Below are 18,946 nucleotides of genomic sequence, written 5' to 3' on the forward strand. Positions count from 1 at the left end.
ACCATGAAACCAACCAAAAAAGTATTGGGGGCAGAAGAGTTCTTTCAGACCAAAATCAAATTAGAAAATGAATTGATTCGTCTGGAAGAACTGGAGAGAGATTCAAAAACTCACATTACTTCCATGATTGAACTTTCGGAACAACTGATCCAACTTTCAGAATCCAACGAATCTCCATACTTTTTACAAAGAAGCAAACGCCTAAACACTGAAATTCATAAGTTCAAAATCAAAAATGAATACAAACAAAAGGAATTTGATTCACTTTTCCATATCTTAGAAAAAATCAAATCAGAAGATAAAATTGAATTTTTGGATTCGGCTTTAAAAAATCGAATCAATCGCATTGCAGTTAACCTTACTGAAAAAAAACAGAATCCATCTTCACAACAGAAACTCAGTGGGAAATTAGTTTTTATTTGTTATGTGTTAGAAGGTGTGAATTTTTTAATTCCTAAAAAAACATATCGAATCCTCCGTGATATTCCCGCTTTCAAAAAACAGTTACGTATTAGAGAAAAATTAATTCCTCTGTTTCCTGGGCCTGGATTTGTTTTAATGGAAGAAGGTGAAAAAAAACAAAAGAATGTACTTCTGATAAAGGACTCATCAAAAAAGGAACATGGGTTTTATTTTGACGAACTAAAAGAAGATTGGGCGGTCTCAAAAACTTCTTTGGAAGGATTGTTGGAAAAAGATTCTACCAACGGACAAATTTTAGGAAAAATCAAACGAAAAGGAAAATTATACCACTTAGTTAAAATCTAAGATACGGATACTCTCTTCTTTATCTTTTGTTAGTTGGTTTTTTAATTCTTCCAAACCACTAAATTTTTTTTCATCTCTAATTTTATGAACAATTTCTAATTCTATTTCTTTTCCGTACAAATTGCCATCAAAATCGAAAACATTCACTTCCACATGAAGACCTAACCCATCGAAGGTGGGATTGTGTCCGATGTTAACCATACCTTTGTGGTCATGGCCATCAAATTTTGCAAAACAAGCATAAACGCCGATGGCAGGTAACAACTTATCTTCTGGAACTTTGATATTGGCTGTGGGAAATCCAATTGTCCTTCCTCGTTTGGCACCTTCAAACACGACGCCTGTTATATGATAATTTCTTCCGAGAAGAATTTTTGCCTCTTCCATTTCTCCTTTTTCCAAAAAACCACGGATCAGTGAAGATGAAATTTTACTTTCCTTTTTTAGAACCGCTTCCTTTAATTCGACCGCATAACCGTATTTAGTTTTATTTGAATCGAGAAGTGTAAAATCACCACGGCGTTCTGCTCCAAAAAAATGATTATAACCAATTACGATATGTTTTGCATTCAAAGTTTGGATCATGATCTTTTCCAAAAAAACTTCTGCAGACATTTTTGAAAGTTCCAAAGTAAAATCTAAAACAACCAAATAGTCGATTCCAAACCCGCGAATGAGTTCTTCTTTTTCTGATTCGGAAGAGAGATATTTGAAATTTGGTTTTTTCCCAAGAACCACAGATGGATTGGGAAAGTAAGTAACCACCACAGAAGGTAGGCCTAAATCCTTAGCCTTCTCCACAGTTCGCAAAAGTAAAGTCTGGTGGCCCACATGGATTCCATCAAAGTTGCCGAGTGTCAAGGAAGAGCCGTTTTGAAACTCGTTTTGGATCGATTCTAAAGAGCGAATAATTTTCAAGGGGGGACTTGTCTCGTAATCCGATACTTGTACTAGGTGCTTCCATTGAAACTACGAATCCTTCTCCTTACGGCAATCTTTTTATCAACCTTGGTTTCGTTGTTCGCAAAAGACTTCCAAATTCCCAAACAAGAATTTGGTTTGGAAGAGGGTTTACTCCCAGAAGACATTTCTACCTACCCCGAACTCAAAACATGGGCGATTTACCAATCCTATGAATTGGAACCAGATGCACCCTACTTAGGACTCCAGGATTATATCTGCCGGATGGTGCCAGAAACTGGCCTCCAATTCCTTTTAGAAAAAACGATCCAATCCAAATCTACGGTTTATCTTTATTTGGACATAACTCGTTACAGACCGTTAAAAGGTTCCAAATTCAAACCGAAAAAATTAAACATTCTTGTGAATGGAAGGCCCAAACTTTCCATCTATGCGGACAAAAACCAAAGTTTTGTGAACCCTGTTGAAATTCCCCTCGAACCTTCCGAATACCCAGACGGAAAGATTTATGTCGACCTTGTGCCCAGTCACAATTCCTTAGGACGGTTTTGGGGAGTTTGGGATGCGTTTGTTTTGGAAAATCGGTTGGATGCGAAAGACTAAAGCAAATGCCTAAACGGCATATTTTTCGCGGTATTCGTCTTCACCAATGGTTTGGAAGTAACTGGTAAGGCCAGCGACTTTAAAAACCTTCTCAATGGCCGGTTTCATATTGGCAATGGAGAACTTTCCTTTGAGTTCTTGGACATAATTCAGCTGTTTGATGAGCATTCCAATTCCAGAAGAGTCAATGTAATTGAGTTTCTCTAAATTGATGATTACGTGCAGATTTTCAGTGGGCTGAGTCGGAACATTGGTTTCCAGGAAGTTTTTAAAATCCAGGGAAGTGTAAATGTCCAAACTTCCAGAAATGCTGATCACGTAGGCGTCGGCATTTTTTTTTAGATTTATTTCCATGGGAGACCTACCGCAAGGCTCGGGTTTTTGCGTTTTTTATCAACCTTATTTTTAACAAATTAATGATTTCATTTCAAAAGTCGAAAATATATATAGAGTCTACTATCTGGGAGTTCGTATGCGTATCTCGTTTGTCCTAATTTTATCCTTCCTACTCACCGTTGGCCTTTTTGCTGCGGATGAAAAAAATGAACCTGCTAGCCAAGCAGATTCCCAAAAGTTAAATCCGGATGGTAGTATTGCTCTCATTCCTTATAATGCAAAGCAACAACAGAAGATTGAACGAATTGGTAAAGAAGTGGATGATTATCATGCCGTGATCAATGAAAAGGTAAAGTTCCTGAGTTTCGAAAAGAAAATCAAGGACAGCAGATATGGCCAAGTCACAAACGCAAGGGAAATCCACCTTCCATTTGAACCTCGTTATGTTATGCATAGTCGCTTTGTTATGAAACTGAAAGGTGGTGGTGGAGCCGAAGGCGGTGGATTCTCTCTAGATGAATTGTCCTTTTGGTCAAGAAAATCACTCACTGAAAAAGGCAAAGACCCAGTCACAACTTATCGTGAATTAAAAAATAATGCAAGCGGTGGAGTGAAAGGACTAACACTTTCAGTTCGTACTGTTACTAATGCAGATGACAATACATTAAGTTTTGAGTTAGAAAAAATCCAAAGCCCTTGGGAAAGATTGCGTTTGGCAACAGCCTATCGCGATAGACTCCGCGAAGTAGCAAGAACCATTGACAGATACATCCAAGCAAAAGGTGGTTTGGAAACCAGAATGGTTTCTGAATCCGTTATGGAAATTTCTGTCAGCGGTGATTTCCAAGAACCATAGTCCAATGAGGGTGGAATGAGTTTTTCCATACCACCACAATCTTCCAACCTTTACGAAGTCCTAGAGATTCCCTTTGGTGCCACGACGGAAGAGATTAAAACCTCTTTCCGTCATCTGGTAAAACAATTCCATCCCGACAATCCCTTCACAGGCTCCTATTCTAAATTTCAAAGTATCTATTTTGCCTACCAAACACTAACAGGGGATGGGCGGAAACGTTATGATGAAGAATTTAAAAAAAACTACGCTCGCGAATTCTTAAAACGCAAACTCGAAGAACATCCCGTTGTACTCCCAGTTTCTCGTGTAAGGTTCACAACAGGGATATTAGAACTCGCCAAACGTGGATTAATGAGGAAGGGTTTTCGCAACAAAGATAGACGTAAAGTCACGGGAATCGATTATGATTTGATTATTGATTTAAAAGAATCGGAAATCATTCGTCCAGTGATTGCCGTCATCCCACTGACTGTCAGAATTGTTTGTAGGGATTGTATGGGAGGTGACCCGCATTGTCCCGCATGTAATGGACGAGGTAGTTATAAAGGTTACAGAAATCTGAAGGTAGAATTTCCAAAATCTGCTCTTGTGAATGGAAAAATTTTTGAATTTGACCTATCCAAATTCCGACCAGATTCCTTTACCCATTTTAAGAAAAAATTCCTACGTGTGAAACTCTTAGTACATAAAAATATCCCTTTACGAGCAAAGAGTACTGTCTAAAAAGGAAATCGATGGAAAAGATTCCCAAAGTTCTATTTGTAACCCCCCTCTATAAAGAAAAAATCTGGGGAGGAAGAAAACTCGAAACATTTCTCGGCCGTAAAATTCCAGAAGGATCCATTGGGGAATCTTGGGAAGTTTCTGTTTATGGATCAGACGTTTCCCCAATCAAAAATATAGAGTTCCATAATACTCCACTAACAGACCTTATCCGAAAAGCACCAGAATCTGTCCTTGGAAAACCATTTACAAAATCGGGATTACCTTTACTTGTCAAGGTCATAGATGCCAAAGAAAAACTTTCCGTCCAAGTTCATCCCGATGACGATTACGCACTCAAATACGATCCCAAATCAAATGGGAAAAAAGAATGTTGGTATGTTTTATCTGCTGAACCTGGAGCTGAACTTGTAGTCGGTTTCGATACCAATACGAGCAAAGAAGAGTATGAATCCCTAGTGAAACAGAATTTAGGCGAAAATGTTCTCAGGAAATGGAAAGTAAAACCTGGTGATGTTTTTCTATTAAACCCAGGAACTATCCATGCCATTGGTGGTGGTGTTTTACTTTTAGAAGTGCAACAATCTTCTGATTCAACATACAGAGTGTACGATTATGGAAGATTGGGTGACGATGGAAACCCAAGAGAGCTTCATTTAGAAAAAGCACTCGCAGTTCTCAATTTTCAAAAATCAGATGGTTCTGAAAAACAAACAAAACAACTGATCACATACCATCCTTTTCCAAGATATCTTTTTACCTCTAATGACAAATTTAGATTGGAATCTTGGGAGTTCAACCAAGCCCAAAATTTCACCTTTTCAAAATTAGGTGACCCTGTAACTTTTGGAATTTTTTATACTGTCTCTGGATCTATTTATTTTCCAGAATTCCAGAAACTTGTAGGACCGAACGAAACGTTTATGATCACAGCAGCTGGGTTTTCAGAAACTATCTCTGCCTTTGCGGAAACTGGTACGAAGCTAGCATTTATGTCTGCCGGTTCAGATTCCGTAAAATATCAATAGTCTACCCTATTGACATTTTAATAGAATGAGTATAATAGATGCCAGAGAGGTATCTATGAAAAAAATAATTTCCCTATTACTCGTGTTAGCATCTACATCAGTATTTGCTTTGTCTGACTTGGAAAACTTGATGATTAAAGAGGCAAATTCTCCAGAAAGTAAACAAGCTGCACGTTCTTATCTCAATGCTATGGCAAAAGAAAAAGAAGCAAGTGCGAAGAGACACGAAAAAATGGCGGGCAACAAAGGTGGAAAAGCAATCAGTGAAGCAAAGTTTAAAGAACATTGCTTATCACTTGCAAAAGAATTTCGTATAGAAGCAGAAGAATACAAAAAAGCTGCAGATGATTTGAAATAAATTTCTATCTTTTACTATTAAGTGGGCAAAGGAATTCGATCTGTTTCTTTAGGAACTTTCGGAAATTCATCTTTTGCCCATCTTTCCTTTGCTCTATCGATTGTTTCTTGTTTAGTCGAAACAAAGTTCCAAAACAAATGTCTTTTTTCCGTAAGTGGTTCTCCACCAAGTAAAATCAAACGGCTATTTTGTTTGGCCTTAAAGGAAACAGAAGTTCCCTTTTCAAATAAAACCATGGATCCTACTGTATAAGATTCCCCGTTGGATTCAATCGCACCTCGGGACACATAAAGTCCCGCTTCTTCTTTATCAGAAAGAACCCAATTGACAACATCTGCGTTTTGTTTGATTTCAATATCAGCATATATCAAAGGGGAATGGACTGTGGCGGGGGAATGTAATCCTAAAAAACTACCACCTAATAAACGAAAAACCAAACCTTCTTTTGTTAAAACAGGAATTTCTTGTTCCGAAAAATGTTCAAAACTAGGATCTATTTCTTCTTTATCTTTCGGCAAAGCAATCCATGTTTGAATGCCTTCTAATATTTCGTATTTAGGATCAAATTTTGAACGTTCACTGTGAACGATTCCTGATCCGGCTACCATCCAATTGGTTTCATGTGGACGAATGTCCATTTCCACTTTCAAACTATCACGATGAGTGATGACCCCATCATACAAAAAAGTTATGGTAGCAAGACCAATATGTGGATGCGCTCGGACCACTAGCTCTTCTCCGGTCACTACAGGTACTGGACCAAAGTGATCAAAAAAAACAAAGGGACCTACTGAACGTTTCTCCATTGCCGGAAGAACACGTCGGATCACAAAATTGTCACCTAAGTCTTTTGAGTGTCCAACAAGAGATTTTGTCATTAGCGTTTAGACTTCTTTACCTTCGGTTTTGGTTTGGATATTTTCTTTTTCGCAGTTGGTTTTTGTTTTTTGATTTGTTTGGTAGATTTGGTTCCAGAAGTTTTGGATTCTTCTACCTTACCTACAAAAAGACCAATGGCTTCTTTGCCTTGGGTCCAATGTGCTTTGTTTCGAGCATTAAAATAGAGAATAAAGATTTTTTCTGTTTCCGAATACTTCACATCACAAGCATATACATGGCTTGCTTTCCATCCTCTTCCTGTAGGTCCAAGGATAGGTGTTTGGTTGATGCGATCAAAATGAATTCCATCTTCACTTTGTAAAAAGAGAATGGCCGAACAGGATTCTTTTCTAACAGGGTTCCAAAAAATCCCATTTTGAAATCCTAAGTAACGTCCTTTCCATTCAATCACTTTGATGGAACCTGCACCCAAATTACAAAATGGATCCATCTCGTTCGGAGAAAGAATGGGATCAGAAAAATAAGAAAAAGGTCCTAGTGGGGAGTTTGCTTCGGCAACGGTAATATGTTTTGGTTCACAAAATCCACAATCCGGGATAAAAACGAGAGAGGAAGAAAAGTACATTCTGTACTTTTTCCCAAACTTCACCAAACAAGGATTACTGACTGATTCTCCATATTTTGGATCTTTATGAAAGGGAAATTTTGGAGTAATGACAGTTTTGGGCGAAGACCAAGATTTTAAATCTTTACTGGTTCGAACTTCGATATGAGACTTCCACTTCCGATAAGGAAACCAAGACATAAGGACATGAAGGAATTTGTACTTTTCGTAGTATAAATAATAAGTTCCATCTTCCAAAAAAATAAAAGGACGCATGGCATTCCAAACCACGGTTTTTCTCTTTTTCCAATGGATTCCATCTTCCGAAAGGAATTCTTGAACCCCAAAAATATTGTGAGCAAAAAGATGCCAAAGTCCATCAGGGCAATTTTCAGGGAATAAAAAACTCGGATCCGCCAAAACAGGGGATGGGAATCCGGGCTTTAAAATAGGATCATCTTGGTAAAGTTGCCAATAGATATTTTGTTTGTTCAATCGAAATGAATTTCCTTACTTTTCTAAAACAACTTTCAGGTTAGATAGTCCCTCTTCAAAGTCTTTTCCGATCAATTCTTGAAAATCCATAAAAAGGCAGATCAAATTGGAAGGGTAAGGCATCGAACCATCAAACCCCCAAATGATTTTGGATTTTTTTTGGTCCAAAGAAGAAACCTTCATATAACTGCGTTCAGTACCTTCAAAAGGTTCAAAAAATCTTAGTTCTGTTTCCATCTCTAAGGCATCCACATTGATCATTTTAATCTCTTGTTCCCCAGTTCCGACTTCTTTGTCTAAACTTTCCCAGCGAGAAATAAAACCAACGGTTCCATCTAAACCCGTATAAATTTTCTTCATACTAGGATCTTTTTTTGCCCATACACTGTACTGGTCTTGGTTTTTCAACATTCGAATGTACGCAAATACATCAGATGCTGGTTTGTTAATGTCGATGGAACGTTCTACCTGGTAACCAGTAGGTAAGAAAATAGCTACAACTAACGGGATCGCTATGATCCCGATGATTCCTATGGAAATTTTTCTGCCGAGTGTCATAAGTTCAGTATCTTATCTATTTTTTGGATTTAGTCAATTTATTTACCCACGCGGACGTAAATTCCAACTGAAAACAAGTAGGAAAATGGCAATCAAAGTGGAAACAAGGATCGCATATAACGCGACATCCCAAGAGTAGTTTGTGGCAAGGATGGCAAGACCCTTTCCTTGTGCCGTTCTTCCCAAAGAACCAAATAACCCGATAAAACCTGCGGCAGTTCCCACAGCTTTTTTCGATGTAAAATCCATACCAGCCACACCTAACAACATCACCGGTGGATAAATAAAAAGTCCAATGAGTCCAAATAGTATGTAATCAATCCAAATGGATCCGGGAGGGTTCAACAAAATACCTAAAAAAGCAAAGAAAATAGGGATAATACAAAGTAAACTGACCATTCCCCTTCTACCATCAAACCGGTCTGATACCCAACCCATTAGAATCGTTGAACCAATCCCTCCAAATTCCAAAATGAGTGTGGAATATCCACCACCTAGTAGGTCTGCTCCTTTTGTTTCTTTTAAGTAAGTAGGACCCCAATCAATCAAACTGTAACGAATGATATAAACAAAAAAATTAATAATCGCAAATAACCAAATGTATTGATTCGATAGCACTTGTTCAACAATCAATTGTTTGGTGGTTAATTCCTTTTCATGGTCTTCTTTTTCTTCCGGTGGATAATCATTTCGATATACTTCAATGGGAGGAAGTCCTTCGGATTGAGGAGTGTCTACAAGGCGAATGTATAAATATACGGATCCAACAAGTGCGATGACACCTGGTACAAAAAAGGCATATTGCCAACCAAACTTTGCTGCCGAATGGGAAGCGACCACTCCAACGATCCCGCCTCCAATATTATGTGCAATATTCCAAAATGCAAACGTAGTACCTCGTTCTCCAACCGAATACCAGTGACCAAGGGAACGACCGCATGGTGGCCAACCCATTCCTTGTACAAGACCGTTAGCACCCCATAAAAAAAGATGAATCCAATAATGATTCGCAAATCCAAATGAAAAATTCAAAATGGCAGTAAGAAACAAACCAACAGCCATAAACTTTCTTGGATTGGAACGATCGGAGAGTGCTCCCATTAAAAATTTTCCAATCCCATAAGTGATGGCAGTCACTGCGAGGATATCACCTATCTCTGTTTTCGAATAAGATAACGCTTCACCTATTTCTTTTGAAACTGGAGAGAAGTTATTTCGAGTTAAGTAATAGGTCGTATAACCAAGAAAAGTCGATTCCAAAACACGAAACCGAAATTTCGGATAAAGGGTTTGGATTTCTTTTTCAGATTTTTTGGGTATGGACGGAGCAGGAGCGAACCATAGGCGAATGGTTTGTAACATAGACTAGGAAGATGAAAGCCTAAAGAGAAGGAGTCAAGTCGATTCTCATGAAAACAAATATACGAAACGGTTTTATTGATACTGTGGGAAACACCCCACTCATCCGCATCCATTCCCTAAGTGAAGAAACCGGATGTGAAATTTTAGGCAAGGCAGAGTTTTTAAATCCAGGTGGGTCTGTCAAAGATAGAGCTGCCTTATACATCATCGAAGACGCAGAGAGGAAGGGACTCCTAAAGCCAGGTGGCACTGTAGTGGAAGGAACTGCTGGGAATACCGGAATTGGACTCACCCATATTTGTAATGCAAAAGGTTACAAATCTGTCATCGTCATCCCAGAAACACAATCCAAAGAAAAAATAGAAATGTTACGTACGTTAGGTGCAGATGTGACACTCGTTCCTGCGGTTCCTTATGCTGATCCAGGAAATTATGTACGAGTGTCAGAACGGATTGCCAAAGAGACTCCCAATTCCGTTTGGGCCAACCAGTTTGATAACTTAGCCAATCGGAACGCCCACTTCGAAACCACTGGCCCCGAAATTTGGGAAGAGACCCAAGGGAAAATTGATGTTTGGACCACTTCCCTCGGAACCGGCGGGACCTATGCCGGGACAGGACTTTTTTTCAAATCCAAAAATCCGAATATCAAATGCATTGTGGCTGACCCTTACGGGTCGGGAATTTATTCTTTTGTCAAAACAGGACAAATCGTCATCGAAGGATCTTCAATCACAGAAGGGATTGGCCAAGGTCGGATCACCAAAAATATGGAAGGGATGCCAGCCGATGACGCCATCAGAATCCACGACAAAGAAGCCCTAAGAATTTTGAACTTGGTATTAAAAAAAGATGGGTTGTTTATGGGTGGCAGTGTGGGGATCAACTTGGCCGCAGCCTACCAAATTGCCAAAGACCTTGGCCCGGGACATACCATCGTGACTGTGTTATGTGACAGTGGTGCCAAATACCAATCCAAAATTTACAACGAAGAGTTTTTAGCTTCAAAAGGACTGCTTTAAACCAAACAGAAGTTCGCTTTTAAAACCGATTTAAATGAAACTCCTTCTCAAAAGATTTCGGTCTTTGGAGTTTTCAAAAGATTTCATCTAACCTTAGATACTTTGGAAAGGAATTATCTGGACTTTATAGATTTCAACATTTAACTTTTCGATAATAGAAAGAGTCGTTAAGGAAATGCGGAACCTATATGAAATCATATTCTCATATGTGGAAAACAGAAATTGATGCTGTGGCGGAATACATCCAAAAAATGCAGAAATAACCTAATCTTTGTTATCTTCCTAAATTCATAAACAAAGTGAACATTTCACAAGCAGATGCTGAACCCAATTCACAAGAATCACTCAGTTCTTCTAATGCCATTGTTATTTCTTCCGATTTTTTAGTTTTTAACCTGTCGAGAGCACTAAGTTCCAATTCTTTTGCCTTAGAAATTAGTTCTTCAGGTAGTTGTAATTTCCAAGGCATAGGTCTAGTATTCCAGGACAAACTGTCCAGAAATTGACTAATATCTTTTTCTATTTGCGGATAAACGGACTCATAACAAGTGATTAAAATAGTAAATCCGAATTTATCTTCGGTAGCTGTGATATAGTGTTGTACAACTGTATCTTCTTTATCTTTAAAACTCCCGAACATTCCTAAAAATTTATAAACATTATCAGAGTTAGGAATTTTCTGTAAGGTAAAATTTTTACGAATATTGGTAACCATACTAAACCGTCTAGACTCAGCATGAAAGAGAATCGGATGGAGTGGCATTTTGTTTTCTGATTCTTTAAAAAGGATCACAAGAGCTGGAATGATTTCTCGGCCCGATTCTTCTTTTAACGGCAAAGTTTTAAAATGGTCAAACTTTGTTGTGATTCCATTGGACCTACGTTCCGTGAGAAACCATTTCGAAGGAAGATCAAAGGAAATACAATTGGTTTGGAAACAGGAGCGCCAACGAGTTAGATTGGTTTCTGCAAAAAGATTTGTTGTCATTAACAAACCAATCGCTACTAATCCAAAAATCCTAAGATTTGGATTCATACTTGTAACTCCTTTCTGTCTTTAAAAAAGTCCAATGAATTTGGATTAGCAAGTGCGTTTTTGTTTTTTACCTCAAGTCCAGCAACCGTTTGTTTTACGGCGATCTCTACTTTTTTTCCATTCACTGTGTAAGGAATTTCAGGAACTGAAAGTACTAACGAAGGAACATGCCTTGGAGAAGTTTCCAGTTTGATACGATCTTTAATTTTTTTGATCAAACTTTCATCCAAAAGTACACCATCAGCTGTTACGACAAATAAAATCACACGTACATCATCTTTATAATCTTGTCCAATGATGACGCTATCTTTCACTTCAGGAATAGTAGAAACTACAGAATAAATATCAGCTGTTCCAATCCGCACACCACCAGGATTCAAAGTGGCATCAGACCTACCATAAATCACCAAACCATTTTCAGGTGTGATGGAAGCAAAATCTCCATGACACCAAATATTATCATAGGTTTCAAAATAAGCAGATTTGTACTTTGCTCCCGATTCATCATTCCAAAAGAATAGTGGCATGGAAGGAAATGGAGTTGGGCATACCAATTCCCCTTTTTGATTCGAAACTGATTTACCCATATCATCAAATACCTGCACGTCCATTCCCAATCCCTTACATTGGATTTCACCTTCAAACACAGGTAAGTTGGGATTTCCCAAAGCAAAACATCCATTTAAGTCGGTTCCACCGGATATAGAAGATAATTGTACATCTTTTTTGATATTCTGATACACATATCGAAATCCAGAATTTGGAAGTGGTGAACCAGTTGATAAAATTACTTTTAATTCAGGCAAAGGAAATTTGGATTTTACATTTATATTTTCCTCTTCCAATACAGAAAGATACTTGGCACTAGTTCCAAACACTTTGATCGATTCTTTTTCAGCCATTGACCAAAGAGATTCCCAAGATGGATGGAAAGGATTTCCATCAAATTGATAAAGTGTTGCCCCTAACGCCAATACTGACTGAGACCAATTCCACATCATCCAACCGCAAGTTGTGTAATAAAAAAAACGATCATGTTTGGATACATTACAATGAAGCGAAAGTTCTTTGGTATGGTTGAGTAAAACTCCCCCGCCCTGCACAATACATTTAGGAAGACCTGTTGTCCCAGAGGAAAACATAATGTACACCGGATCTGAAAAGGAAATAGAAGTATAAGACAATTGATCAGAAGGTTTTGGTGGAGAAATTTCATTGTATCGAAATGGATTTTGTATTTTCCCAAAATCTTTGATGGGCTCTACAAAATCATAAATTAAAGTTTGTTTGAATTCAGAGTTTGTTGATTTGGCCAATTGAATGGATACTTCTTCCAATTTATCAACAATTGGAATTTGTTTTCCTTTAAACAAATAAGACTCAACAGAGATTAATACTTTAGGATTAATTTGTTCAAAACGATCAAGAATTCCCCTAACACCAAAATCTGGTGAAGCACTTGACCATATAGCACCTAACGAAGTGGTTGCCAACATTCCAATGGTAGATATAGGAGCATTTGGTACAAGGCCAACAACACGGTCTCCTTTTTTAACTCCAAGGCCAAACAAATGTTTTTGCAATTTTAGAACTTCTTGTTTTAGTTCAGAATATTTTAATTTTTGGACCTTTCCATCTTCCGAATAAAAAACTAATGCGAAGGAATCGGGATCTCCCACTTCAAGTAAATTTTCTGCAAAATTATAAAGTGCACCAGGGAACCAAACAGAGTTTGAAAAATGTAATCCTCGTTCGAACGTCTTTTGGGGTTCTTTATGTAACTTTAAACCCGAATAAGACAACCACTCCTTCCAAAATAATTCAAATTCATCCACTGAAAATTTGTGAAAGGAAACATAATCTGAAAATGATTTTGCAAACTTTGTTTCTAAATGCCCTTGGAAACGGAATAAATTGGTTTCTTTTGAACTCGGTGTCCACAGTGTATTTTGAGTCGCCATGAAGACTGATCTTCTTGGATTTGATTTTTGACGCAAGTATGATTGTGTAAAATGACTGGTAGAAAAAAATATCGAGGAAATTCTAGGGAAAATGCTGTTCAATTCCATTGATTATTTTTTCTTTTTTATCGCCTGTTATATTATCTATTGGATTTTACCTTCTCGTTTTCGAAAATACATCCTCATAATTTTTTCGCTTATCTTTTATGGGTATTGGAGCGGTTCATTTTTAATACATTTCGTAGCATTTATCATCCTCACTCATCTCTGTGTTCTCGGTATCCTCAAAACCAAAAGCAGAATTTTTCTGATTTTGGGCGTGGGAATCAATTTGATCAATTTATGTTTTTTCAAATATTTCCTAACATATATAAAATATTTAATGTTAGAGGGCGATTTAACCATTCCCTTTTTCCAATCCTTATCAGAAATTATCTTACCATTAGCGATCAGTTTTTATACATTTCAAATGATTGCATACTTGGTAGATGCATGGAGAGGAAAATTTACAGAATCTCCGTTCGTTAACTTTTTATTATTCATTTTATTTTTCCCACAACTCATTGCAGGCCCCATCATGAGGCACGATGATTTTTATGATCAAATCGATCATTCCAAACTTTCTTTGGATTTTGTACAAAGGGGAATCCTACATATCATTTCTGGTCTGGTTAAAAAAGTACTCATCGCAGACCAACTCGCAAAAATCATCAATCCCGTTTATATGAGTCCGGGCGAATACGATGGAATATCAATATTGTTAACCACCGTTGCATTTTCTTTTCAAGTATATGGAGATTTTTCCGGATATACAGACCTTGCAAGAGGTTCTGCTTTTCTTCTTGGATACGAAATTCCAGAAAATTTTCGTTCCCCATTTTTATCGGTTAGCTTCACCGAATTATGGAGCCGATGGCACTACACACTTTCTACCTGGATCAGAGACTACTTGTACATTCCGTTAGGCGGAAACCGAGTTTCGGAACTAAGGTATAATATCAATACCATCATCGTCATGTCTTTATCTGGTCTTTGGCATGGAAACACTTATACATTTTTTCTATGGGGATTTTTCCATGGAATTTTTCTCTCCATCGAAAGATTTGCATTTGGAAAACCAGATCGAAAGTCCATGACATTCACAAAGCAAGTGTTTGCCTCCATTTGGATATTTGCTATTTTTTGTATCCTTGCAACTTTCTTTCGAATTGATACATTAAAGAAAATTGTAACATTTTGGTCTGCAAGTATCAACCTTACTGGAAAAATCATTTATCGACTAGACTTTTGGGGACTCATCCTCGCAAGTTATGCGATTCAAATTCTAGAATTTAAAAATTATTTTTCTGAACGACTCAAACCATATACAAATTGGATTATTTTTATCCTTAGCTTTTTTGTATATTTGGCCCTTATCAGGATCGAATCACCAGTAGAAACATTTATATACTTTCAATTTTAATGGAAACTTATGAAATTTAATCGAATCTATTTTTTACCATTTTTTATACTACTGAGCATCATTGTCGTGGATAAACTTATTTGTATCCCTGATGTTCGAGAAAGTGGCCGGAGAAATTACAAAGCTGGTCAAAATATATTACTTGGAATGCCCGTGATTTGGGATGAAAATAAAAAAATCCAAAATAGTGGAAAAAAAGTAGCCGTTGTTACAGGAACGTCTCGTTCAGAACCTTTTCATGAATGGGCTGAAATTCCTGTCAATTCATCAACGATAAGCGAACCAGTGTATTTCGAGACACGCACTGCTGTAAAAGCTTCTGAGTTTTTATTATACTATTTATTAATCAAATCAATGACAGATGCAGGTTTTAAACCTGATGTAATGTTTTTAGAATTTTCGGATGAAATGTTAAACGAAAATAATATCTACACCTACAAAACGAAATGGGCCGAATTGATGTTACACGAAAATGAATTACTCGATATTTATGATTCGATGAATTCTGAAATGCAAAGAGATATCATTGCACGTCTTTTGTTTTTAGGTTACAATTATCACTTCAAACCAGTTGTCGCTGCGAAAAATCTACTCACAGGAAATCGCATTACAAATGATACTTATTTTATCGGAATTTCGTCTTATATGAATGTGAAAAGACCATTCACTCCAGATAAAGCGGGTTATGAGATCAATCAATTTCCACCAAAAGAATTTCAAGAAAGAATCATTGAATATGCTGAATCCCGCAAAGAGCATTTTTTGAGCCGTTTCCAAATTTCAGAAACAGAAACGAACTTTTTCAAAAAAATAGTCGAACACGCAGAAAAACACAATATCCCGATGGTCATCTGGGAACCACAAATCCACCCATATTACCAAGACATTCGACACAAAATTACGAATGGAGGGATTTTTAAACAATACATCCGCCAATTTGTGGATCCAAATTCAAAAAATATCCGCTACATTAGTTTAAATGAAGGAAATACGAATTGTAAAACGTATGTAGATTGTAGCCATGTTTCGCCCGTCTGTGTTCCAGAAATTGCAGATAAGTTATTGCAAACCGCAAAGGAGATTCCAAACTATAAGTAACCGTATGAAGGCAAATTTGGAAAAACTTAAAATTTGGAGGCGATTTTCCCTATTTAGTTTTATCCTATTATTTTCCGCCAATTTTATGTACCAACGCATCGTTGACAACGAGGTCAATTGTGGACTGATTGGTTCTCCCGAAAGCGGTTGCCCATACGCTTTTTTGGATCATGCGTTAGGTGTTAATCCGGGGCACGATTTAAACGAAGATGGGGAACATACTGACCATGTGTGTTTCTCTTGCCCATGTAACTTCATAGTCTCTTGTTCCTGGGATTTATATCTTTCTCATATACTCATCCAACTACATAAAGTATATATCCAACAACCTGAATTACAGATTCCAAACCTCGTAACAGTAAACAGTTTCTTCCGCCCTCCCAAACAAAACCTAACTTAGTAAATTCGCAATTTTATTTGCGTGAACACTTGGGAGGTTCCATGACTTTTTATTTTTTCCCCAAACTACAAAGGATCCATCTGCGTTGTTTGGTTTTTATCTGTATCTGTATATTCAATTTACCAATAAATCCAGAATCAAATGATTCCAATGGATATAATTGCGATAAATACAATTCTATTTTCGATCTGAGTCAATGCATTGTAAGGAAACATCCTGATTATCGCATTGAAGAAATTAAACTAAAGGAAATTTCAGGAAGAAAAAAAATAGCATCCTATTACTTTCCTGCGAATCCCGTTTTTACAAGTTATGTGGCCACAAGGAAAGGAGAATCTACTGGCCCAACACTTTTGTCTGGACCAAATTCTGCAAATAACTTTCAGGTTATGGTCAACCAAGAAATTTTTACAAACGGCAAACGAGAGATAGCGGTTCAAATTGCAGATGAAGAATTCAAAGCTCAAGTCTTTCGTTTAGAATCTGTGAAAAGAATCTTAGAATTTGATGCATTAAAAAAAATGACTCGATTTCGATATCTACATTTAGAAGAAGAGAATAGTTTAAACAGCCTAAATCTTGTTAAAGAATTAAAAAAAATATCCAAAGCAAGAGTTAACGAAGGCTTATCTCCTGGGATTGATGAATCTTTATCAGAATCAGAAGAAATCCGAATATTCAAAATTTGGAACCAAACTCATAGACTCTCAGAAAACTCGAAATCCGAATTAGAAGTATTACTTGGGATGCCGGTAGAATTGGATTCAATTAAAATGCAATACTGGGTGATGCCGAGTGATTTACCAAAAGAAAAAGCAGATTTAATTCAAATGGCCATGCAGATGCGCCCCGAACTTTCCCTTTCCGAAAAAGAAATTGAACTCGCAGTTCTTCGGCAAAATGAAGTTAGGCGCCAGAAAATTCCCAATGTGTCTCTTGGAGCTTTTGCCCAAAACGATGGATTTAATGAAAGAGTGGTCGGTGGGATGTTAACGTTTCCAATCATCATTTGGCGTGATTACGAAGGAGAAAAAATCATAGCTTCTTCGAAAATTGATAATTCAAAGGAATTAAAAGAATCTGTTTCTCGCAATATAAAACAAGAAGTTTTGTTTGCGCTAACAAATTACATAAACCTTTCAGAAGAAATCAACCTTTATGATGAATCAAAAATGGAACGTGCTGAATCAGATTTAAAAAATCTTCAAGAAGCCATCCGATTTGGAAAAATTAAAATCATCGATGCCATTAACCAACAACGAATTCTCTTACAAACAAAACTAAACTACCTAAACACCAAATCGGAATTTGAATTATCTCAAATTGAATTGGTTCGTGTTTTAGGTTTACCCATCCATTCACTAGGAATGAACCAATGAAAAAACAAACAATCATACTCCTTATCTCTTCTCTTGTCATTTTGATTTCTGTAACCATCTGGAAATTACGAGACACAAATACAAATCCTGAGACAACAGAAGAATCCAAAAATACTGTTAAGTTGATGGAAGAAAATCGCAAAAATCTTTCCATTGAAACAGAAATTCTAAGTAACCAACCCATCCAAACGAAAATTGAACTGATTGGAGAAACAGAAGCTGTTCCTGATGCCATCATTGATGTTCCTGCAAGAATTTCTGGACGTATTACTTCGGTTTCTTTTGTCGAAGGTGATTCTATCAAAAAAGGAGAAAAATTGGCAACAATTGATTCTCCAGAACTTGCAAAACTTAGATCTGCTTATTTGGTAGCAAAATCAAAATTTACGGCAGCAGAACAAAACCTAAACCGAATCAATTCATTAGTGAAAATGAATTTGGCAGCAAAACAAGAGTTAATTGACGCTGAAGCAAACTTAAAAGTGATTGAATCCGAAAAGATTGCTGCTGAAGAAAACTTACGGGCCAACGGACTTCCCATTGATAATGCAGCATCGGGAGTTTATACAGTTTTTGCACCAAGAACTGGATTAGCGCTTTCTAGAAATGCAATCCCTGGTTCCATCGTATTAGGAAATCAAATCCTAACAACCATTGCGGAACTTTCGCAATTATGGTTTCAGGCAAAGATATTTGAAAATGATTTAAAATATCTATCAGAAGGTATTTCAGGTAAAATCATTTTAAATGCTTATCCTGATTTCGAATTTGACGGAGTTTTAGAACATATCGGGGAAAAAGTAGACCCCGAATCAAGGACTGTTCACGCTCGACTTGTTTTTAAAAATAAAAATCACAAAGCCAAGATAGGATTGTTTGGAAAGGCAGTTTTAAGTGTAAACGGTAGATCTGGAATTCAGATTGGGAATGCCGCAATCCAATCTTACCAAAATCGAAAATTTGTATTTGTAGAATCACAAACAAATCTCTTTCAGTGGGTAGAAATTGAAGCTGGAAGCACAAATGATGGAAAAACGGAAATTCTTTCTGGAGTGTCTGAAGGAGATAGGATTGTAACCAAAGGTGCTTTTGAATTAAAAGCAATTCTCTTCAAATCTACGTTTGGTGGGGAATAA

Annotated in this window: 20 protein-coding genes and 1 pseudogene; 13 read left to right on the top strand and 8 right to left on the bottom strand. The window is 37.1% G+C overall.

Annotated elements, in window-relative coordinates:
- The first annotated feature begins 3 nt into the window (after positions 1-3).
- Complete coding sequence (locus EHR01_RS12765) at positions 4-768, top strand: hypothetical protein (RefSeq protein ID WP_135695151.1); 765 nt, start codon at positions 4-6, stop codon at positions 766-768.
- Here the strand turns inward: EHR01_RS12765 and EHR01_RS12770 are convergent.
- Positions 754-1,686 (bottom strand): bifunctional riboflavin kinase/FAD synthetase, encoded by a 933-nt coding sequence (locus tag EHR01_RS12770; RefSeq protein ID WP_135695152.1) that lies wholly within the window; start codon positions 1,684-1,686, stop codon positions 754-756. The genes EHR01_RS12765 and EHR01_RS12770 overlap by 15 nt on opposite strands.
- A gap of 45 nt (positions 1,687-1,731) precedes the next feature.
- On the opposite strand from EHR01_RS12770, the gene EHR01_RS12775 reads away from it, so the two are divergent.
- Positions 1,732-2,292 (top strand): LIC10729 family protein, encoded by a 561-nt coding sequence (locus EHR01_RS12775; protein WP_135695153.1) that lies wholly within the window; start codon positions 1,732-1,734, stop codon positions 2,290-2,292.
- A 9-nt stretch (positions 2,293-2,301) separates the two neighbouring features.
- Here EHR01_RS12775 and EHR01_RS12780 read toward each other — a convergent pair whose 3' ends face one another.
- Complete coding sequence (locus EHR01_RS12780; RefSeq protein WP_135601399.1) at positions 2,302-2,646, bottom strand: STAS domain-containing protein; 345 nt, start codon at positions 2,644-2,646, stop codon at positions 2,302-2,304.
- A gap of 118 nt (positions 2,647-2,764) precedes the next feature.
- On the opposite strand from EHR01_RS12780, the gene EHR01_RS12785 reads away from it, so the two are divergent.
- The 4 genes from EHR01_RS12785 to EHR01_RS12800 are packed head-to-tail and all read left to right on the top strand — an operon-like array spanning position 2,765 to position 5,593.
- Complete coding sequence (locus EHR01_RS12785) at positions 2,765-3,484, top strand: LIC_12936 family protein (protein WP_135695154.1); 720 nt, start codon at positions 2,765-2,767, stop codon at positions 3,482-3,484.
- Positions 3,485-3,499: 15 nt separating this feature from the next.
- Positions 3,500-4,207 carry a DnaJ domain-containing protein gene (locus EHR01_RS12790; RefSeq protein ID WP_135695155.1) on the top strand — a complete coding sequence of 236 codons (708 nt, stop codon included), beginning with the start codon at positions 3,500-3,502 and terminating at the stop codon, positions 4,205-4,207.
- Between the two features lie 11 nt (positions 4,208-4,218).
- Entirely contained in the window at positions 4,219-5,235 is a 1,017-nt protein-coding gene (locus EHR01_RS12795) for a type I phosphomannose isomerase catalytic subunit (protein ID WP_135695156.1), read from the top strand.
- 55 nt (positions 5,236-5,290) lie between these two features.
- Positions 5,291-5,593, top strand: a complete 303-nt coding sequence (locus tag EHR01_RS12800; RefSeq protein WP_244310108.1) for an LIC_10421 family protein — start codon at positions 5,291-5,293, stop codon at positions 5,591-5,593.
- Between the two features lie 17 nt (positions 5,594-5,610).
- Here EHR01_RS12800 and EHR01_RS12805 read toward each other — a convergent pair whose 3' ends face one another.
- Genes EHR01_RS12805 through EHR01_RS12820 form a run of 4 tightly spaced genes read right to left on the bottom strand, consistent with a single transcriptional unit; the run spans position 5,611 to position 9,452 of the window.
- On the bottom strand, positions 5,611-6,471 hold the full coding sequence (locus EHR01_RS12805; RefSeq protein WP_135695157.1) for a pirin family protein: 861 nt from the start codon (positions 6,469-6,471) through the stop codon (positions 5,611-5,613).
- Positions 6,471-7,532 (bottom strand): glycoside hydrolase family protein, encoded by a 1,062-nt coding sequence (locus EHR01_RS12810; protein WP_135695158.1) that lies wholly within the window; start codon positions 7,530-7,532, stop codon positions 6,471-6,473. Before EHR01_RS12810 ends, EHR01_RS12805 begins: the two co-directional genes overlap by 1 nt.
- A 15-nt stretch (positions 7,533-7,547) precedes the next feature.
- Entirely contained in the window at positions 7,548-8,090 is a 543-nt protein-coding gene (locus EHR01_RS12815) for an SRPBCC family protein (RefSeq protein ID WP_135695159.1), read from the bottom strand.
- 42 nt (positions 8,091-8,132) lie between these two features.
- Positions 8,133-9,452 carry an MFS transporter gene (locus EHR01_RS12820; RefSeq protein WP_135695160.1) on the bottom strand — a complete coding sequence of 440 codons (1,320 nt, stop codon included), beginning with the start codon at positions 9,450-9,452 and terminating at the stop codon, positions 8,133-8,135.
- Positions 9,453-9,499: 47 nt separating this feature from the next.
- Here EHR01_RS12820 and EHR01_RS12825 point away from each other — a divergent pair, with 47 nt between their 5' ends.
- Positions 9,500-10,474 carry a cysteine synthase A gene (locus tag EHR01_RS12825; protein ID WP_135695161.1) on the top strand — a complete coding sequence of 325 codons (975 nt, stop codon included), beginning with the start codon at positions 9,500-9,502 and terminating at the stop codon, positions 10,472-10,474.
- A 179-nt stretch (positions 10,475-10,653) separates the two neighbouring features.
- Positions 10,654-10,737 (top strand): annotated as a pseudogene (locus EHR01_RS19455) (c-type cytochrome); the annotation flags it as partial.
- 11 nt (positions 10,738-10,748) lie between these two features.
- Here EHR01_RS19455 and EHR01_RS12835 read toward each other — a convergent pair.
- Together EHR01_RS12835 and EHR01_RS12840 are read right to left on the bottom strand one after the other, a co-directional pair.
- Complete coding sequence (locus EHR01_RS12835; protein WP_135695162.1) at positions 10,749-11,510, bottom strand: hypothetical protein; 762 nt, start codon at positions 11,508-11,510, stop codon at positions 10,749-10,751.
- The gene (locus EHR01_RS12840) at positions 11,507-13,471 is read right to left on the bottom strand and encodes an acetoacetate--CoA ligase (RefSeq protein WP_135695163.1); all 1,965 of its coding nucleotides are present in this window, start codon (positions 13,469-13,471) and stop codon (positions 11,507-11,509) included. Before EHR01_RS12840 ends, EHR01_RS12835 begins: the two co-directional genes overlap by 4 nt.
- A gap of 91 nt (positions 13,472-13,562) precedes the next feature.
- Here EHR01_RS12840 and EHR01_RS12845 point away from each other — a divergent pair, with 91 nt between their 5' ends.
- Genes EHR01_RS12845 through EHR01_RS12865 form a run of 5 tightly spaced genes read left to right on the top strand, consistent with a single transcriptional unit; the run spans position 13,563 to position 18,946 of the window.
- Complete coding sequence (locus tag EHR01_RS12845) at positions 13,563-14,933, top strand: MBOAT family O-acyltransferase (protein ID WP_135695164.1); 1,371 nt, start codon at positions 13,563-13,565, stop codon at positions 14,931-14,933.
- Positions 14,934-14,942: 9 nt separating this feature from the next.
- Positions 14,943-16,031: a DUF1574 family protein gene (locus EHR01_RS12850; protein ID WP_135695165.1), complete on the top strand. Its 1,089-nt coding sequence runs from the start codon at positions 14,943-14,945 to the stop codon at positions 16,029-16,031.
- Between the two features lie 4 nt (positions 16,032-16,035).
- On the top strand, positions 16,036-16,431 hold the full coding sequence (locus tag EHR01_RS12855; protein WP_135695166.1) for a hypothetical protein: 396 nt from the start codon (positions 16,036-16,038) through the stop codon (positions 16,429-16,431).
- A 41-nt stretch (positions 16,432-16,472) separates the two neighbouring features.
- On the top strand, positions 16,473-17,810 hold the full coding sequence (locus EHR01_RS12860; protein WP_135695167.1) for a TolC family protein: 1,338 nt from the start codon (positions 16,473-16,475) through the stop codon (positions 17,808-17,810).
- Complete coding sequence (locus EHR01_RS12865) at positions 17,807-18,946, top strand: efflux RND transporter periplasmic adaptor subunit (RefSeq protein ID WP_135695168.1); 1,140 nt, start codon at positions 17,807-17,809, stop codon at positions 18,944-18,946. The genes EHR01_RS12860 and EHR01_RS12865 overlap by 4 nt, the downstream gene beginning before the upstream one ends.

It is taken from the genome of Leptospira mtsangambouensis, from assembly GCF_004770475.1.
GTDB classification, from domain to species: Bacteria; Spirochaetota; Leptospiria; order Leptospirales; family Leptospiraceae; genus Leptospira_A; species Leptospira_A mtsangambouensis.

Bases quoted from the DNA above. Each gene is read 5' to 3' on its own strand.
- EHR01_RS12765 (WP_135695151.1), top strand. From the start codon at position 4: ATGAAACCAACCAAAAAAGTATTGGGGGCAGAAGAGTTCTTTCAGACC.
- EHR01_RS12780 (WP_135601399.1), bottom strand. From the start codon at position 2,646: ATGGAAATAAATCTAAAAAAAAATGCCGACGCCTACGTGATCAGCATT.
- EHR01_RS12785 (WP_135695154.1), top strand. From the start codon at position 2,765: ATGCGTATCTCGTTTGTCCTAATTTTATCCTTCCTACTCACCGTTGGC.
- EHR01_RS12790 (WP_135695155.1), top strand. From the start codon at position 3,500: ATGAGTTTTTCCATACCACCACAATCTTCCAACCTTTACGAAGTCCTA.
- EHR01_RS12795 (WP_135695156.1), top strand. From the start codon at position 4,219: ATGGAAAAGATTCCCAAAGTTCTATTTGTAACCCCCCTCTATAAAGAA.
- EHR01_RS12800 (WP_244310108.1), top strand. From the start codon at position 5,291: ATGAAAAAAATAATTTCCCTATTACTCGTGTTAGCATCTACATCAGTA.
- EHR01_RS12805 (WP_135695157.1), bottom strand. From the start codon at position 6,471: ATGACAAAATCTCTTGTTGGACACTCAAAAGACTTAGGTGACAATTTT.
- EHR01_RS12815 (WP_135695159.1), bottom strand. From the start codon at position 8,090: ATGACACTCGGCAGAAAAATTTCCATAGGAATCATCGGGATCATAGCG.
- EHR01_RS12820 (WP_135695160.1), bottom strand. From the start codon at position 9,452: ATGTTACAAACCATTCGCCTATGGTTCGCTCCTGCTCCGTCCATACCC.
- EHR01_RS12825 (WP_135695161.1), top strand. From the start codon at position 9,500: ATGAAAACAAATATACGAAACGGTTTTATTGATACTGTGGGAAACACC.
- EHR01_RS12835 (WP_135695162.1), bottom strand. From the start codon at position 11,510: ATGAATCCAAATCTTAGGATTTTTGGATTAGTAGCGATTGGTTTGTTA.
- EHR01_RS12840 (WP_135695163.1), bottom strand. From the start codon at position 13,471: ATGGCGACTCAAAATACACTGTGGACACCGAGTTCAAAAGAAACCAAT.
- EHR01_RS12845 (WP_135695164.1), top strand. From the start codon at position 13,563: ATGCTGTTCAATTCCATTGATTATTTTTTCTTTTTTATCGCCTGTTAT.
- EHR01_RS12850 (WP_135695165.1), top strand. From the start codon at position 14,943: ATGAAATTTAATCGAATCTATTTTTTACCATTTTTTATACTACTGAGC.
- EHR01_RS12855 (WP_135695166.1), top strand. From the start codon at position 16,036: ATGAAGGCAAATTTGGAAAAACTTAAAATTTGGAGGCGATTTTCCCTA.
- EHR01_RS12860 (WP_135695167.1), top strand. From the start codon at position 16,473: ATGACTTTTTATTTTTTCCCCAAACTACAAAGGATCCATCTGCGTTGT.
- EHR01_RS12865 (WP_135695168.1), top strand. From the start codon at position 17,807: ATGAAAAAACAAACAATCATACTCCTTATCTCTTCTCTTGTCATTTTG.